Source organism: Picosynechococcus sp. PCC 8807 (assembly GCF_001693295.1).
Taxonomy (GTDB): domain Bacteria; phylum Cyanobacteriota; class Cyanobacteriia; order Cyanobacteriales; family MRBY01; genus MRBY01.
The window spans coordinates 1,337,742-1,353,868 of sequence record NZ_CP016483.1 but is presented as its reverse complement, the minus strand read 5'-3'; the positions used below and the strand labels follow the sequence as shown (position 1 = coordinate 1,353,868).

The 16,127-nt window shown below is 48.8% G+C and carries 13 protein-coding genes; 8 read left to right on the top strand and 5 right to left on the bottom strand.

Going from position 1 to position 16,127, the window contains the following annotated elements:
* Positions 1-168 precede the first annotated feature (168 nt).
* From AWQ24_RS06545 to AWQ24_RS06535, 3 genes are all read left to right on the top strand, one after another.
* The gene (locus AWQ24_RS06545) at positions 169-1,197 is read left to right on the top strand and encodes a chlorophyll a/b binding light-harvesting protein (RefSeq protein WP_041443458.1); all 1,029 of its coding nucleotides are present in this window, start codon (positions 169-171) and stop codon (positions 1,195-1,197) included.
* 166 nt (positions 1,198-1,363) lie between these two features.
* Positions 1,364-1,876 carry a flavodoxin FldA gene (gene fldA / locus AWQ24_RS06540; RefSeq protein WP_030006508.1) on the top strand — a complete coding sequence of 171 codons (513 nt, stop codon included), beginning with the start codon at positions 1,364-1,366 and terminating at the stop codon, positions 1,874-1,876.
* A gap of 141 nt (positions 1,877-2,017) precedes the next feature.
* A complete protein-coding gene (locus AWQ24_RS06535) occupies positions 2,018-2,743 on the top strand; it encodes an alpha/beta fold hydrolase (RefSeq protein ID WP_012306910.1) in 726 nt (241 codons plus the stop codon).
* Between the two features lie 43 nt (positions 2,744-2,786).
* Here the strand turns inward: AWQ24_RS06535 and AWQ24_RS06530 are convergent, their stop codons facing one another.
* A complete protein-coding gene (locus AWQ24_RS06530; protein WP_065716319.1) occupies positions 2,787-3,878 on the bottom strand; it encodes a saccharopine dehydrogenase family protein in 1,092 nt (363 codons plus the stop codon).
* Positions 3,879-4,229: 351 nt separating this feature from the next.
* On the opposite strand from AWQ24_RS06530, the gene AWQ24_RS06525 reads away from it, so the two are divergent.
* From AWQ24_RS06525 to AWQ24_RS06515, 3 genes are all read left to right on the top strand, one after another.
* Positions 4,230-4,559: an STAS domain-containing protein gene (locus AWQ24_RS06525; protein WP_062433658.1), complete on the top strand. Its 330-nt coding sequence runs from the start codon at positions 4,230-4,232 to the stop codon at positions 4,557-4,559.
* 130 nt (positions 4,560-4,689) lie between these two features.
* Complete coding sequence (mfd, locus tag AWQ24_RS06520) at positions 4,690-8,178, top strand: transcription-repair coupling factor (protein WP_065716318.1); 3,489 nt, start codon at positions 4,690-4,692, stop codon at positions 8,176-8,178.
* A 48-nt stretch (positions 8,179-8,226) separates the two neighbouring features.
* Positions 8,227-8,691, top strand: coding sequence for a plastocyanin/azurin family copper-binding protein (locus tag AWQ24_RS06515; RefSeq protein WP_012306906.1), 465 nt, complete (start codon positions 8,227-8,229; stop codon positions 8,689-8,691).
* A gap of 85 nt (positions 8,692-8,776) precedes the next feature.
* Here AWQ24_RS06515 and AWQ24_RS06510 read toward each other — a convergent pair whose 3' ends face one another.
* Both AWQ24_RS06510 and AWQ24_RS06505 read right to left on the bottom strand, forming a co-directional pair.
* Positions 8,777-9,115: a P-II family nitrogen regulator gene (locus AWQ24_RS06510; protein ID WP_012306905.1), complete on the bottom strand. Its 339-nt coding sequence runs from the start codon at positions 9,113-9,115 to the stop codon at positions 8,777-8,779.
* Between the two features lie 123 nt (positions 9,116-9,238).
* On the bottom strand, positions 9,239-9,679 hold the full coding sequence (locus AWQ24_RS06505; protein WP_065716317.1) for a thioesterase family protein: 441 nt from the start codon (positions 9,677-9,679) through the stop codon (positions 9,239-9,241).
* A gap of 52 nt (positions 9,680-9,731) precedes the next feature.
* On the opposite strand from AWQ24_RS06505, the gene AWQ24_RS06500 reads away from it, so the two are divergent.
* Entirely contained in the window at positions 9,732-10,955 is a 1,224-nt protein-coding gene (locus AWQ24_RS06500; RefSeq protein ID WP_143596749.1) for a hypothetical protein, read from the top strand.
* Positions 10,956-11,057: 102 nt separating this feature from the next.
* Complete coding sequence (locus AWQ24_RS06495; RefSeq protein WP_065716315.1) at positions 11,058-11,897, top strand: hypothetical protein; 840 nt, start codon at positions 11,058-11,060, stop codon at positions 11,895-11,897.
* On the opposite strand, the gene bioF is transcribed toward AWQ24_RS06495, so the two are convergent.
* A complete protein-coding gene (gene bioF / locus AWQ24_RS06490; RefSeq protein ID WP_065716314.1) occupies positions 11,894-13,081 on the bottom strand; it encodes an 8-amino-7-oxononanoate synthase in 1,188 nt (395 codons plus the stop codon). The genes AWQ24_RS06495 and bioF overlap by 4 nt on opposite strands.
* 2 nt (positions 13,082-13,083) lie before the next feature.
* The gene (gene polA / locus AWQ24_RS06485) at positions 13,084-16,005 is read right to left on the bottom strand and encodes a DNA polymerase I (RefSeq protein ID WP_065716313.1); all 2,922 of its coding nucleotides are present in this window, start codon (positions 16,003-16,005) and stop codon (positions 13,084-13,086) included.
* Between the last annotated feature and the right edge of the window lie 122 nt (positions 16,006-16,127).

The following is a 16,127-nucleotide window of genomic DNA, read 5'->3' as shown; positions in this document are numbered from 1 at the left end:
AGATAAGGTTTTTGGTCTCATGGAGTGATTGGCCAGGGCAACTTTTTACAAAAGTTAACTTGACTTTACTGAGAATAATTGTAGGATAAAGCCAATCCTTTATTGCCAAATATATGCGATAAGTGATTAGCCTGATTAGTTTTAACGACCACTCTTTTTAAAATCACGATGCAAACCTACGATAATCCAGACGTTAAATACGAATGGTGGGCAGGCAATGCCCGGTTTGCTGACCTTTCCGGTCAGTTTATTGGTGCCCACGTGGCCCATGCTGCCTTAATTGTTTTCTGGGCAGGGGCCTTCACGTTGTTCGAAATTTCTTACTTTGACCCGACCCTACCCATGGGCGAGCAAAATTTAATCCTCTTGCCCCATTTAGCCACCCTTGGCCTGGGCATCGAAGGAAACGGTGCGATCAATACAGAGCCTTATTTTGTGATTGGTGCAATTCACCTAATTTCTTCAGCGGTACTGGCGGCAGGGGGATTGTTCCATGTGTTGCGTGGCCCCCAAGATCTCAAAACAGCCACCGGCCCAGCCCGTCGTTTCCATTTTGATTGGGAAGACCCGAAGCAATTGGGTTTAATTTTGGGCCATCACTTACTGTTGCTGGGACTGGGTGCTTTCTTGCTCGTAGCGAAAGCGATGTACTTTGGCGGTTTGTACGACACAGCGACCCAAACCGTGCGCTTGGTTACAGAGCCGACCCTCGATCCGGCGGTGATCTACGGGTATCAAACCCACTTCGCCACCGTTGATAATCTCGAAGATATCGTTGGTGGCCATATTTATGTGGGTGTACTGCTTGTGGCTGGGGGAATTTGGCACATTCTCGTGCCGCCACTCCAGTGGGCAAAAAAGGTGCTCCTGTTCTCTGGGGAAGCGATTTTGTCCTATTCCCTGGGGGCGATCGCCTTGGCGGGATTTGTGGCCGCCTACTTCTGCGCAGTGAATACCACGGCCTATCCCGTTGAATTTTATGGGCCTGTTCTCGATGTCAAACTCAGCATTGTGCCTTACTTTGCCGACACCATCGAGCTCCCCATGAACGAACACACTTCCCGTGCCTGGTTAGCCAATGCCCATTTCTTCTTTGCCTTTTTCTTCCTCCAGGGGCACCTCTGGCACGCCCTCCGCGCCATGGGCTTTGATTTCCGTCGAGTCGAAAAAGTCCTTAGCGATCCACTGGATGCCTAGGTTTTTTAACCGCTACACATCAACTTAGTAAAAGTTTTCCTCTCATAGACAATCGGGTTCCATGCAGTGATTTGGAACCTTTTTTCTTTCTCCTAACGCGACTCTTTTTAGAGTAATTGATTTTTCAATTCAAACAACTTTCTAAAGCAAGATTACGGTTTTAATCATGTCAAAAATTGGTTTATTTTTCGGCACACAAACAGGCAACACAGAAGAACTTGCCCAAGCGATCCAAGCGGCCTTTGGTGGTTCAGATATTGTCGAACTTTTTGATGTGGCTGAGGTTGATATCGAAGCACTACGGGATTTTGATCAGCTGATCATTGGTTGTCCAACCTGGAATGTGGGAGAACTACAGTCAGACTGGGAAGCCCTCTATGATGATCTCGATGACGTAGACTTTTCAGGAAAAACCATTGCCTATTTTGGGGCTGGGGATCAAGTGGGCTATGCCGACAATTTTCAGGATGCCATGGGCATTTTAGAAGAAAAAATTACCAGCCTTGGCGGGAAAACCGTAGGCCAATGGCCCACCGCTGGTTATGACCACAGCGAATCCAAAGCGGAACGGGACGGTAAATTTGTCGGTTTGGCGATCGATGAAGATAATCAACCGGAATTGACGGCAGAACGTATTCAAGCTTGGGTTGCCCAACTTAAACCAGCCTTTGGTCTGTAGAACGCTTGATTAATGTCATTCAGGGGAGGAGCTTGTTGTACTCTTCCTCTGGTGGAATCAAAAGGAATTCGGTAAAGGGATTTTTCCAAATAAATTTTTTTTAATCAATAACAACAATAAAAAATTATTCTAAAAATAAAAATGTACCAAACCAATGATGTGCTGTGGTTAAACGTTAATCCCGCTTTTAAATCCTTTGATATACCTCTCCTGAAGGTATTAGCAAAAAAACACTCAGTTCACTATTGGGAATATCAGCAATCGATGGACGAAGCCCGTTCCCTTGATGATGTTTTAGTCTTGCTTCATGATTACCTCAAGCAGTGCGATCGCCCCGTTCATTTACTAGGCCATGGCACTGGCGGATTAGTGGCCTTGCTCTACGGCGATCGCCACCCAGAACGGGTGAAATCCCTGACCTTGCTGTCGGTAGGGGCTTATCCGGCGGTGGATTGGCAGGCCCATTATTATGCCCAGTTGCGCCTATTACCTTGTCCGAGAAGTATTCTCCTAAAGCAGACCGTTTACAATCTGTTTGGAATTCAATCGCCAGCCACCGTTTATCAACTGCGGGATGTGCTCGAAAGCGACCTCAAAACGGCTCTTCCCCTCCATACCCTTTGTCGAAATCGATCTTTACCACCCCGTTCGGTCTCAATGCCTTTGTTGGTTTGTGGGGGCAGTGATGATGTGGTGATTGATCAGAAACTTCAAACAGATTGGCAGCCTTGGCTCAAGCCGGAGGATACCCTGTGGCAATGCCCCCAAGGTCGGTATTTTTTCCATTATTTTCAGCCCGAAAAAGTGGCCCATGAAATTTCGACCTTCCTGCAACTCAAGCAATCGGCCCTAACAGCGACAGTTTAAAAATAGTGACCAGATTTCTAGTGAATGTTCAATTGGCGATCGCCTAATTCTTTTCAGAAGGTTGAATGTTCCAAGAAAGTTGGAGTTGATGCTGGCGTGCCCAGGCCAAAAACAAATCACTGGGAATAATCTGCTCGACGGGATAGAGACCAGGCTGGTTAATTTGCTCACTCAAAACTAACTCCGCCACCAGAGCAACCCCTAAGCCAGCGGCGATCGCCGTGTGTTCATGAACAAAATCCACCGTAACCTGCTGGGGCGTAGCATCTTTTATGCCGCTAACAATCGCTCGCATCGCCACCCCAACCCCCGTAAAGGAATCCGTGAGCTTGGTCATACCGTAGCCAATTTTGCTGAGACCCTGAATGATGCGGGGATGTTGGCGTAATGATTCCGGCAATAGGGTCATGGCCCGCGTCAGCTGATTATAAAAATTGGGCAGAGAACCAAATTTTGTGACCACCGTTTCTACCGGAAAAGACTCAGCAAAGGTAAAAGTTTCCGCCACATCAAACCAATACACCGTTGTTTTGCCAATGGGTGCCGGAAAATCGATAATCGTCGGCTTGGAATAGGGTTGTTTGGCTTGCCAAGTGCCCCCTTGGAACACCAGAAAAGGTTCTCCTAACCCCAGAAAAGTCGTGGTCAGCACCGTTTCTCCAGCCCCGCCGGAACCTGCGACACCATAATAAAGCTCAATTTGGTGAGGTTCGTCGAGCTGCTCTACACCGAGGCGCACCATACTGTTAGAGATCCCCGGAAAGACCCCTGCATTGCACACCGCGATAATTCCGGCTTCCCTGGCGGCTTGGGTCAGGGGTTTGAGCTTTTGGTACAGGCAACGGTGATCACTAACGTCAATGTAATTTTTGCCTTGGTGGATGCAGGTTTGTAGGACTCGCCCATCCCGGCGGTGAAATGGCCCCGCACAGTGAATCACCAGATCATGGTTGGCGATCGCCTTTTCTAAAGCTGCTAAATCTTCTAAATCAAGGCGCAGAAATGTTCCCTGGAGCGCCTTTGCTGTCTGCCCAGAACGTCCCGTAACTGTCACCGCACCCAGGGGGGCGATCGCCGCTGCCACCCGTTGACCGATGCAGCCCGTGCCCCCCAAAATCAAAATCTTCCTTACCATCGGGGCTATCCTGTACTCTGGCTGCCACACCCTGGGCATTTTATCAGGCTGCTCCCTGAGACAGTAGACAACGACCCACCACGCCACCGCAAGCCTGAGCCTAAAAAATCCAATTTTCCCCGCCAGGTTGCCCCTAGGCTCGGATAATATTTAAGGTAGAAACGCCATTTGTTGCCAAGCCCATGGATTGAAAAGAATAGGTCTGGTTCAAAGGACGACAATGTAGACTAAGCTAAAACAGTCTCCCTGGGTCACTGCGCTTGAGGACAACGCCTCACCTTCTTGACCATCAAGATTGATTTAAAATTTTTACCTAGTTTTTGATTCTTTTTTAACGATTCTGCGTTCATTATGGATAACAAAATTGCAGTCTTTCACCCCACGGGCATTTTTGATAATATTAAATCCCTTGAGTTTAAAGATGATTTACTCAAAAGTATTACCGAGGAAAAAAAAGAAGTTGTTGTCCTTGATTTTGCTGGAATCACATTTATGGACAGTGCCGGCCTCGGATCATTGGTTTTATTATTAAAAACGGTGCGCTCCCACGGGGCGAAAATGATTTTATGCAACGTCAATGAACAGGTACAAATGCTGTTTGAGTTGACCAATATGAACCGTGTGTTTGAAATTTTTGCGACCCAAGCGGACTTCTTTGAACAGCAGGCAGCGCAATCCTAAACAAGCCTCAAAAAGCCGAAGTGATCGCCGTAATCTTTTATTGATTTTTTTATTGATTTTGCGGCCCTGTAAAGAACTGTAATACATTGAATGAACCCCTAAATGCTTCCTGTCACCGTCGCCATTACCTATGACTTTTTCCTCGGTTGTCCGTTTTTTGAGCCGCGCTGCCCTCACCGCAGAATTAAACCAAAAGCTCCAGACCCAAGGGGAACTCGCATTAAGTGGCCTGCCAAGACTCCCCAAAGGGCTGCTGGCCTCAAGTTTGGCGCAGTTGCAGGAGAAAAATTTATTAGTAGTTTGTGCCACCCTAGAGGAAGCCGGACGTTGGGCGGCCCAATTAGAGGCCATGGGCTGGGGGCAGGTCTTGTTTTATCCCACCTCGGAAGCGTCCCCCTACGAGGCCTTTGATCCAGAGTCAGAAATGATCTGGGGGCAGATGCAAACCCTAGGGGCGATCGCCCAGGGTCAGTCGTCTAATGCTGGTAAGGGCATGGTCGTGGTGACAACGGAGCGCGCTCTCCAGCCCCATCTGCCACCCCAAACGGTTTTCCAAGATTATTGTTTGACCTTAACGCCGGGAGAAGAACTCGATCACGCCGGGGCGATCGCCACTCAGTTAACGCGCCTGGGTTATGAGCGGGTGAACATCGTCGAAACCGAAGGCCAATGGACTCGTCGGGGGGATATTGTTGATATTTTTCCGGTGTCGGGGGAGTTACCGATCCGCTTAGATTTTTTCGGTGATCAGCTCGAAAGCATCCGGGAGTTTGACCCCAACAGCCAGCGTTCCCTCGATAAAGTAGACCAACTGGTTTTGACCCCCACGGCCTGGGCTCCTTTAATTGGTCAACAGATCCTTGATCCGGCGGATCTCCCTTTAACCTCAGAGGAAAAAGAACAATGGGCGGATGGTGTTTACCCGGAGGGAATGCAACGCTTTTTAGGGATCGCCTTTGCGGATCAGGTGGCCTCGATTCTGGAATATTTACCCGAAAATACCTTGGTGGCCATCGATGAACTCTCCCAATGTCTGGCCCATGGCGATCGCACCTACGAAACCAGCGAGGCCCAGTGGCAGTTGCTCAATGGCGACTTTCCCTTGCCGAAAATTCACCGCAGGGTGCAAGAAAATTTCGACCAAGTCAGCCAACGGTATCAAAAAATCACCCTGGCAGAACTTGATGATGTCAGTGAAACCAGTGTCAACCTGTCCAGCCGCCCGGTGCCCATTACACCGCACCAGTTTGGTAAATTAGCAGAAATTTTGCGGGGTAAACGGGAAATCTACAGCACCATTACCCTCGATAAATACAATGCTTGGCTGGTCTCGGCCCAACCCTCACGCTCTGTGTCTCTACTCCAGGAACATGACTGCGCCGCCCAGTTCATCCCCAACCCCAGGGATTATCCCGCCATCGAAAAGCACCAACGCCAAGGCACGGCGATCGCCCTCAAATACAAAGGCCAAGCAGAACTCGAAGGTTTTATTCTACCCACCTTTAGAATTGCCGTTGTTACCGACCGAGAATTCTATGGCCAACACGCCCTCACCACCTTTGGTTACATCAGAAAACGTCGCCGGGCCGCCTCAAAAACCGTTGACGTTAATAAGCTCAATCCCGGTGATTATATTGTCCACAAAAGCCACGGTATTGGTCGCTTTATTAAAATTGAAACCCTGCAAAGTCGAGAATATTTAGTTCTCAAATATGCCGATGGAATTTTGAGAATTCCCGCAGATTCTCTAGATACCCTGTCCCGCTATCGCCACACCGCCAAGGGGCGTCCGGAACTCCACCGGATGGGCGGCAAAACCTGGGAAAAAACCAAGGCTAAGGTCAGAAAGTCTGTTAAAAAGCTGGCCGTTGACCTCTTAAAAATCTATGCGCAACGGGCGGAAATGAAAGGCACAACCTACCCAAGCGATGCCCCCTGGCAACAGGAAATGGAGGATTCTTTCCCGTACCAAGCAACCCCAGACCAACTGAAGGCCGTCCAGGATATTAAGCGGGATCTCGAAAGTGATCGCCCCATGGATCGGCTCGTCTGTGGTGATGTGGGTTTCGGGAAAACAGAGGTGGCGATCCGGGCCATTTTTAAGGTGGTGACTGGCGGCCATAAACAGGTGGCGTTATTGGCACCGACCACAATTTTGACCCAACAGCATTACCACACTTTAAAAGAACGCTTTTCTCCCTACCCGATCAATATTGGCCTTTTAAACCGCTTCCGCACCGCCTCCGAACGCAAGGACATTTTGGAGCGGCTCCACAAGGGCGAATTAGACATTGTAGTCGGCACCCAACAACTCCTCGGCAAAGACGTGCAATTTAAGGATTTAGGTTTGCTTGTGGTCGATGAAGAACAACGCTTTGGGGTGAATCAAAAGGAAAAAATTAAGGCTCTCAAAACGAAGGTTGATGTTTTGACGTTGTCCGCCACCCCGATTCCGCGCACCCTATATATGTCCCTGTCGGGCATTCGGGAAATGAGCCTGATCACCACGCCACCGCCCTCCCGTCGCCCGATCCAAACTCATGTGTCCCGCCATAACCCCGAAATTATCCGTACTGCGATTCGCAATGAATTAGATCGGGGCGGACAAATTTTCTATGTGGTGCCTCGCGTTGAAGGGATCGAAACCATTGCCACCCAATTACAAGAAATGATTCCCTCGGCGCGGGTGGCGATCGCCCACGGTCAGATGAACGAAGCCGACCTCGAAACGACGATGTTGACCTTTAATAATGGCGAGGCGGATATTCTTCTCTGTACGACCATTGTGGAGTCTGGTTTAGATATTCCCAGGGTGAACACGATTATCGTCGAAGATGCCCAAAAATTTGGCCTCTCCCAGCTCTATCAACTGCGGGGTCGGGTGGGACGCTCCGGGATCCAGGCCCACGCGTGGCTCCTTTATCCGAGCAAAGGGGAACTGACCGAAAAAGCCCGGAAACGATTGCGCGCCTTGCAGGAATTTAGTCAACTGGGTTCTGGTTATCAATTGGCGATGCGGGATATGGAAATTCGCGGCGTGGGAAATCTCCTTGGGGCAGAGCAGTCCGGGCAAATGGAGGCCATTGGCTTTGATCTGTACATGGAGATGCTCCAGGATTGCATCAGTGAAATTCGCGGCCAGGAAATTCCCCAGGTGGATGACTGTCAGGTGGATCTAAGACTCACGGCCTTTATTCCGAGCAACTACATCACCGATGGCGACCAAAAGCTCGATGCCTATCGTCTGATTACCCAGGCCAACTCTAAACTGGAACTGATGCAAATTGCTGCCGATTGGGGCGATCGCTACGGCAAATTACCCCCCTCGGTCGAGCAACTGCTCCAGGTCATTGAGCTAAAAATGATTGCCAAATCCCTTGGTTTTGCGCGCATCAAACCCGAAGGCAAACAAAATATCGTCCTAGAAACGCCCATGGAGGAACCCGCCTGGCAGCGCTTCGCCGAAAAGTTGCCGTCCCATCTCCAGTCCCGCTTTGTGTACACCTCTAAAAAAGTGACGGTGCGGGGTTTGGGGGCGATGAAACCTCAGCAACAGTTGGATAGTCTTATCGAGTGGCTCGGCAGAATGCAGGGGGTGTTAGAGGAAGCCAGGGTATAACGGAACTATCAAAGAAAGCTAAATTTTCAAGCGCAATGGAGAAAATCAATGGTATTTCATAAATACTTCATCCATGGCTGTAGAGCGCTGGTGTTACTCGGATTAATCTGGTTTTGTCTGACCCCAGCGGCGATCGCCTTACCCGTTCCTGCCCAACAGCCCCTCCAGGAAATGCAGATCCATCTGGGTACAACCAGTGGCGCCCTACGATTTGTCCCTGACCAGTTGGAATTTGTCGCTGGCCAACGCTACAAATTACTCCTCGATAATCCCAGCAATCAAAAACACTACTTCACGGCCAAGGATTTTGCCGATACCAGTTGGACTCAAAAAGTCGAAGCGGGCAAGGTGGAAGTAAAAGGGGCGATCCACGAACTCGAACTCAAGCCAGGGGCGATCGCCGAATGGATTTTGATTCCCCAAAAGACAGGCAAATTTGAACTGCATTGTTCTGTCCCTGGCCATGCCGCAGCGGGGATGGTTGGCACCATTCAAGTCATTGCTGATTCGTAAAAAAAACTCCCTCAAATCAAGAGGGAGCTGTGGGGGATAGTTGTGGACAATTTTAAAAAAACTTAACTGAGCACCAGGGGCGATTTTAGACAGCTTCGAGGTCTTTTTCGCCAGTCCGGATCCGCACAATTTGATCCACAGGAGAAATAAAGATTTTCCCGTCGCCGATTTCCCCAGTCCGGGCCGCCGCAACAATTTTGTCAACGACTGCATCTACTTGATCATCATCGATGACAATCTCAATTTTGAGCTTTTGGAGGAATTCAACGGTGTACTCAGAACCGCGATATCTTTCTGTTTGTCCTTTTTGGCGACCGAAACCGCGAACTTCAGAAACGGTCATGCCGACGATGCCTGCATTGACGAGGGCGATTTTGACTTCATCGAGTTTGAAGGGGCGAATAATGGCTTCTACTTTTTTCATTGAAGTGATGACTCCTCTTAAATAGTCTGAAAATAATGAAAAATAATGAATTAAGTGCGTGAGCTACCTTGTTTTAGCATCACAGGTAAAAAGATATCGTTAGATTCAAGACAATTGTACAGGCTAAATTTTGCTGTCCTCGATTTTCGGTGCATTCCTTAACCATGTTTCGACTACCGGAGGTAGGCTACAACGCTGACGAGTTATGGGATTGATCGCCACGTGGCGGGTAAGGGCTGTGGCCAGGGGCGATTCTGGGGGGGAGTCTTGATTTTCCTTAAAAATCCGGTAAGAAATCTTAAATTGGCGAAAATTTTCAAGTTCTGGGTAAAGCTGAATGTCTAGGCGATCGCCCCAGGTAATTGGCCGCAAAAAATTGATGGCACTATGGACAATGGGCAGGGCAACGGTTCCCTCCCGGAGTAACCCAGACCAATCCATACCGTTCTCTATGAGACATATTTCATAAGCCTCATGGCAAATATGGAGAAGCTGGGCAAAATAGACCACCCCGGCGGCATCGGTATCCGCCAAATGGATGGTTCGTCGATAAGCGTAAGCCATAAACTTCGATTCCGAAATCTCTATGGGACAATAAAAGCGTTGTGCCGCAAAAATGACGATGTCTGCTCCAGGCCCCTACCAAAGTAAACTCTTTAACTTTCTCAATCGTCAATCGATCCAGTGGGGAAGCCGACTGACCCAGGCCGCCCGCCGCCTTAAAATTACGGTGGAGTGGGGTAGCCAAATCGCTCTGTATCCGCTGTATCTACTGGTGCAAACCAGCCGCGTTGCGGTGCGTCAAATTGCCGCCGCCCAAACAGAACGCAAACGCCTTGCCCTCGCGGAGGCAGCGACCCAAACATCGGATTTTCCCCTCAGCATTTCTGGAGGTGACGGTACAACTCAGCCCCCCCTCCAAGGCATTGCCTGCGACCTCAAAACCCAGGACATTTTATTTGTCGATCAAGACAATCACACCGTTGAACCCCAGCAATCCCAAACGGAGCTACAGCGACAAATCAGTTTTCACCTCGGCAGCGTTAACTATCAAAAAAGACAGCAGGATCTGGCGAGCCAAACCCCAAATCCTCGAATTCTCCCGCCCGTGCATCACCATAATCCCCGGCTGCTAGCTCCGGTACGTTGGTTGATGCAGGGTTTAAGTTGGCTTGAACAAAGTCCGGTGGCGATCGCCATTGATCTCTTCGGTGAATCCCATTGGCACACGGCGGTGGTTCCCCCCGAAATTTATTCGCCCCAGCTTTTACCCCCTTTACCCCTCGCCCCAGTGCTTAAGCCCCTGGATCAACGGCTGGCCCAGTTAGAACAGCGGGTTCTGGCGCCCACGGTTCCCGTCGAAGCCTTACCACCCTTGCAACGTTTTTTTCGCAACTGGTTTAAGATTCAACCCGCCACCAGTGCCATCACGGCCCCTGACCCCGTTGTCACCCCCAAGCCCTGGCTGACCTGGGCCGACCTCTTCCAAGCCAAAACAAAGTCTGCCGCGGCCATTGATCAAGCTAATCTTAATTCGCCTCAGGCTCAACTGAGTCCACTGCCACCATTGATCACAACTTTAGACCAACCAATTTCTCGCCCTGAATCGGGGGCGATCGCCACAGTTGAATCCCAGACCCAGAGCCTCACCCAGCCGGATGCCCCCCCCAATGCGACGGAGATCGAGGCGAAACCGGAGTGGATAGAAGCGGAGGCCCTCAGCGTTGGTTACGAGCAACATTTTTTGGAGCGGCTTTTAAAGGCGGTGGATCACCTTTTGGCTTGGGTTGAACATACGGCCAGTCAACTCTTTAAAAAACTAAATCAGCTTAGGAAATAAACAAAACCAGTCAATAGCGCTGCGACAAGTAAATGTCATCAGGATCGGTAGCCCAGCAAGCTAAAATTGGAGTGTTTTCAAAAACCTTAGCACTCTCGGATTATGGTGGCGATCGCACTTGTGGGTAAAGGACTAAAAAGTCTAGGGCTAGGCGCGTTAGCATTGGCTTCTGGAGCCGCAATTATTACCCTGCAACAGTTCCGTCTCAATAATTTGAAGCAAGCCACCGACTTAACCCCAGAAATTGTCGAGCGTCAGGCACAAACGGAAGCGGCTAGTTTAGACCTGTGGCAACAACTGCCCACCTACGGTTACGACAATTTAGTTTCTGACTGGATTTTTCTGCGATTTTTACAATATTTTGGGGATGATGAGGCGCGAAAATTGGGGGATTATCGCCTCAGTGCGGATTATTTTGAGGTCATCGTCGATTTAGACCCTTGGTTTAAGGAAGGCTATTACTATCTGTCGGGGAGCAGTTCCCTCTACGCTGGTACCCCAGACCGCACCGTCGAGTTGTTAAATCGTGGCCTGGCCGAGATGACCCCCACTGTCCCGGATCAAAGTTTTTATCTCTGGCGCATGAAGGCCATTGACGAGCATCTTTTCCTGGGTGATATCCCCGCTGCCATTCAATCCTATAAAACGGCGGCGGCCTGGGCGGCCTACTATGATGACCCCGAAAGTCAAAATGCCCAACAACGCTCTGAGGCCAGTGTTGCCTTTTTGGAACGGGATCCCCGCAGTATTATGGCGCGGGTTACGGCTTGGTCGTCGATTTTGGGGCAGGCGCGGGATGTGGAAACCCAGAGACGGGCGATCGCCGAGCTAGAGGCGATGGGGGTAATTGTTCGCATTGATGAAAATGGCAGACCCCGCTTTCAGGTGCCGCCGGAGATCCTAGAGGCGGAAAAAGAGGCTTTCCAAATTGAGGAAAATTAAAGATTCGATGACCCAGAAAATTCCGCAAAGCACCGCTGGAATATTTCGATAAATCCTTGGATCTGTTGGGGGCTGTGGGTCGCCATCACCGACACGCGAATGCGGCTGGTGGGAACTGTTGGCGGGCGAATGGCAGGGGCAAAGAAACCTGCGGCCAAAAGGCGATCGCCCATGGCTAGTGCTTGCTGGGGATTAGCGAGACCAAAACAAAGCACCGCCGACTCAGAAGGTACTAATTCATGGTTCCCAAGGGCGCTTTTTAACTGATGAATATTGTCCCAGAGTTGCTGGCGTCGTTGGGGTTCATGCTGCAAAATATGAATCGCGGCGAGGGCGGCCGCCGTATCCGCTGGGGAGAGTCCGGTGGTGTAAATCCAAGTCGGGGCGCGGTTACGGAGAAAATCAATTAAGGCTTTGCTGCCCGCCACATAGCCGCCGAGACTGCCCAGGGCTTTGCTGAGGGTGCCCACTTGGATAAGTGGTTGCTGGGTACAGTGAAAATGTTCTACGACTCCGGCACCTTTTTGGCCCAAGACCCCAGTCCCGTGGGCCTCGTCCACGAGTAGCATGGCGGAAAATTCCTTGGCGATCGCCAACAGTTCGGGCAGTAAACAGAGATCGCCATCCATACTAAAAACGCTATCGGTGGTGATCAGGCAACGACGGTAGTTTTGTCGATGGGTTTCTAAAAGCTGACGTAATGCGTCTAAATCATTGTGGTCATATTCCAACACCGTCGCACCGCTTAATTTTGCCCCATTTTTTAAACTCGAATGGTTGTATTGATCTCCTAAAATCAGGTCTTTTTTGTTAGTAATGGCGCTAATGGTGCCGAGGTTGGCCAGATAACCGGAGCTAAATACTAGGGCATCTTCGGTTTGTTTGAGATTGGCGATCGCCTGCTCCAAATCCTGGTGGAGTTGTCGGTGGCCACTGGTGAGCCGAGAGCCTGTACTCCCTGTCCCCAGCGCCTCGGTGGCCGCTATGGCAGCATCAATTAAGCGGAGATCGCCCGCTAAACCCAGATAGTCATTGCTGGCAAAATTAACCACCGATTGACCATTTAAGGTGACCGTCGCCCCCGATTGACTGGTGATTGTTTTCGGTTGTCGATACCAATTTGCTTTTTTGATAGTGGCCAAAGCAGTCTCTAGCCAGCCATAAATAGGATCAGAATTCGCCATGATTACTTCGCATCGAGCCAATTTTTACCGCAGTGAATATCAACCACTAAAGGAATAGATAAAGGTACCGCTTGTTCCATCGTTGCTTTAATTTTAGGGCCTAATTCTTCCCATTCTTCTGGGGGCATTTCAAAAACTAATTCATCGTGGACTTGGAGTAACAAACGAGCCTGATAATCCTTTAATAATTCGTGAATTTGGATCATCGCCACTTTGATAATATCGGCACTGGAACCCTGGATCGGTGCATTAGCCGCCGCCCGTAATAATTGGGCATCATTGTAGGCATAATCGAGGCTATCTAAATCAATCGCTTTGGGGTCGCTGCCTTTTAGTTCAATTAAACAGTTACTGATAAAGTCAAAGTTGCGCCGTCGCTGCAAAATTGTACTCACATAACCCTGGGCGATCGCCTGCTTTTTAACCAGTTCTAAATACTCAAAAACCTTAGCATAACGTTCATGGTAGCGGTCAATAAAAGCCCGTCCTTCTTCCTTAGAAACGCCTGCTTCCCGGGCAAACCGCTGGGCACCCATTCCGTAGATCACCCCAAAATTGATAATCTTACCAATGCGTCGTTCTGCGGCAGTGACGTCCTGGGGCGAGTCCCGATCAAAGATCATCTGTGCCGTGACCCGGTGGACATCTTCTCCGGCTTGGTAGGCCTGTAATAAAATGGGTTCTTGACTTAAATGAGTCAGGATTCTGAGTTCAATTTGTGAATAATCTGCCGCAACAAGTACCCAGTTTTCCTTAGGGATAAATGCCCGCCGAATCCGTTGGGAAAATTCAGTGCGTACCGGAATATTTTGCAAATTAGGGTTCGATGAAGAAAGTCGCCCTGTACTGGTCAAAGTTTGATTGAAATCTGTATGGATTCTGTTCGTTTTTGGGCTAACAAGAGTCGGCAAAGCATCAATATAGGTGGATTTTAATTTTGCAAGGGTACGATATTCAAGAATGTAATCAATGATCGGGTGATCCCCTTGTAATTTTTCGAGGACAGCATGGTTTGTTGAATAGCCTGTTTTTGTTTTGCGTGTTTTCTTCGTATTTAAACCCAACTTTTCAAAAAGGATTTCTCCTAATTGCTTGGGAGAATTGAGATTAAATCGTTCATCTGCTGCGTTGTAAGCTTTGGTTTCTAGGTCTGTTAAGTCAGCCCCCAATTCTTCGGCTAATTGCTGAAGATAGTCTTGATCAATGCGAATACCTGTATTCTCCATGGCACAGAGCACTGGTTCCAGGGGCGTTTCAACTTCTTCTAGAAGTTTTTCTAAATCGGGGTAATCTTTAAGCTCGACTTTTAATTTTTGGCAGACTAAATAAGTTGTATAAACATCTAAGCCACAGTATTCTGCCGCAACGGAAATCTCTAAATCTGCAATGGTTTGTTTTTTGGTTAACCCTAAATCTTTATAGCTTTTAGCAATGATATTCCCCAGATAACGTAGGCTTAGATCCGTTAAATTATGTTTCATCTCTGGATGTAAAACATAACTTGCTAACATCGTATCGAACACTACCCCAGCTAGGGTGATTCCCTGGTGGGCAAAAATAGCGCGGTCAAACTTCGCATTTTGAAAAACTTTTGGATATTTTTCTGTTTCCAAAATCGGTTTTAGGGCCTGAAAAATTTGCGTTTTTTCTAGTTGCTTTCCGTTATGGTGGGCGATGGGAATGTAGGCAATATTGCCTGGGTCTCTCCCCCAACAGCACCCAATACCCACGAGATCGACTTCCCGGGGATCTAAACCGGTAGTTTCTGTATCCCAGGCCACGGGGTGATTGACATCGGTTTGGGTTTTGAGTTGATCGATTAACTCAGTGAGCTTTTCTGTGGTGTCAATAATCAGTGGCTGAATCGGCGAGATAGTTGCAGTTGGGGGCATCTGGACTTGATTTTGGTCGGGATCTGAGGGGGCGAAAATAGATAATTGTGCGTTACCTGCTTCGTCAACGGTCGTGTTATTGGACTGGACAGATTCTAGGGTGGGAATTTCAATCGTTTCTGCGCCAAAAATTTGCTGGATTCTACCAATATCTTGAATAAATTTTTTGAGTTCTAATTTCGTTAAAATCCCGATTGCTTGCTCTAGATTAAAGCCAGTTAAATGAAGCTCACTTAAGAGAATATCAAGGGGCGCATCCTGGGCAATTCTTGCTAATTTTTGGCAATGATAGGCGGCGTCTTTATCGGTTTCTAAGCGCTTTTTAGTAGCGCCTTTAATCTTGTCGAGGTTGGCATAAATATTATCTAAATTGCCAAATTCATGGATGAGTTTAATGGCTGTTTTTTCACCAATGCCCTGGACGCCTTTATAGTTATCAGATGAATCGCCAGCCAGGGCTTTAAAATCTACGACTTGTTCTGGTTTTACACCTAATTTTGCTTCGACAAGTTCTGGGGTAAATTCTTCATAACTACCGCTTTTGACGCCCTTGGTATCGAGGTAAAGAATGCTGATTTTTTTGTCAGGGTCTACCAACTGAAAAAGATCGCGATCACCTGTCAAAATTTTTACCTGTTGGCCCGCTTCACTGGCTTGTCGGGCGAGGGTGGCGAGCACATCATCGGCTTCGTAACCCACGGCAGTCACCCGGGACACATTTAAGCTATCGAGCAGGTCGAGGAGATTTTCAAAATCGGGCCGGAAATCGTCTGGGGCAGGCTTACGTTGGGCCTTGTAGTTCTCGTCGGCGGTGTGGCGAAAGGTGGGTTCAGGTCGGTCAAAGGCGATCGCCACCGCATCGGGTTTTTGGCGTTCGATCACCTGCACAAGGGCATTGAGAAAGCCAAAGCAAATACTCGTCGGAATGCCCGTTGAAGTCCGCAGCGCCCCTTGTCTAGACTTGGCAAAGGCGTAGTAGCAGCGAAAGGCGAGGGAGTGACCATCAATTAGGAGCAGCAGCGGCGTTGTCATTAATACTTACGGAACAATTCAAAGAGCAATCGACTATGATGATCTTCCCATAATCCCGCCATTTCATCACCCCAGGGATTTGTTTTATTGTAAAAAGGAGGTTGGTTTTTTACTTCCTTAAT

Coding starts and splice junctions, on each gene's coding strand:
- AWQ24_RS06495 (WP_065716315.1), top strand. CDS start 11,058: ATGGTGGCGATCGCACTTGTGGGTAAAGGACTAAAAAGTCTAGGGCTA.
- AWQ24_RS06510 (WP_012306905.1), bottom strand. CDS start 9,115: ATGAAAAAAGTAGAAGCCATTATTCGCCCCTTCAAACTCGATGAAGTC.
- AWQ24_RS06530 (WP_065716319.1), bottom strand. CDS start 3,878: ATGGTAAGGAAGATTTTGATTTTGGGGGGCACGGGCTGCATCGGTCAA.
- AWQ24_RS06535 (WP_012306910.1), top strand. CDS start 2,018: ATGTACCAAACCAATGATGTGCTGTGGTTAAACGTTAATCCCGCTTTT.
- AWQ24_RS06525 (WP_062433658.1), top strand. CDS start 4,230: ATGGATAACAAAATTGCAGTCTTTCACCCCACGGGCATTTTTGATAAT.
- polA (WP_065716313.1), bottom strand. CDS start 16,005: ATGACAACGCCGCTGCTGCTCCTAATTGATGGTCACTCCCTCGCCTTT.
- AWQ24_RS06545 (WP_041443458.1), top strand. CDS start 169: ATGCAAACCTACGATAATCCAGACGTTAAATACGAATGGTGGGCAGGC.
- mfd (WP_065716318.1), top strand. CDS start 4,690: ATGACTTTTTCCTCGGTTGTCCGTTTTTTGAGCCGCGCTGCCCTCACC.
- fldA (WP_030006508.1), top strand. CDS start 1,364: ATGTCAAAAATTGGTTTATTTTTCGGCACACAAACAGGCAACACAGAA.
- AWQ24_RS06500 (WP_143596749.1), top strand. CDS start 9,732: ATGACGATGTCTGCTCCAGGCCCCTACCAAAGTAAACTCTTTAACTTT.
- AWQ24_RS06515 (WP_012306906.1), top strand. CDS start 8,227: ATGGTATTTCATAAATACTTCATCCATGGCTGTAGAGCGCTGGTGTTA.
- bioF (WP_065716314.1), bottom strand. CDS start 13,081: ATGGCGAATTCTGATCCTATTTATGGCTGGCTAGAGACTGCTTTGGCC.
- AWQ24_RS06505 (WP_065716317.1), bottom strand. CDS start 9,679: ATGGCTTACGCTTATCGACGAACCATCCATTTGGCGGATACCGATGCC.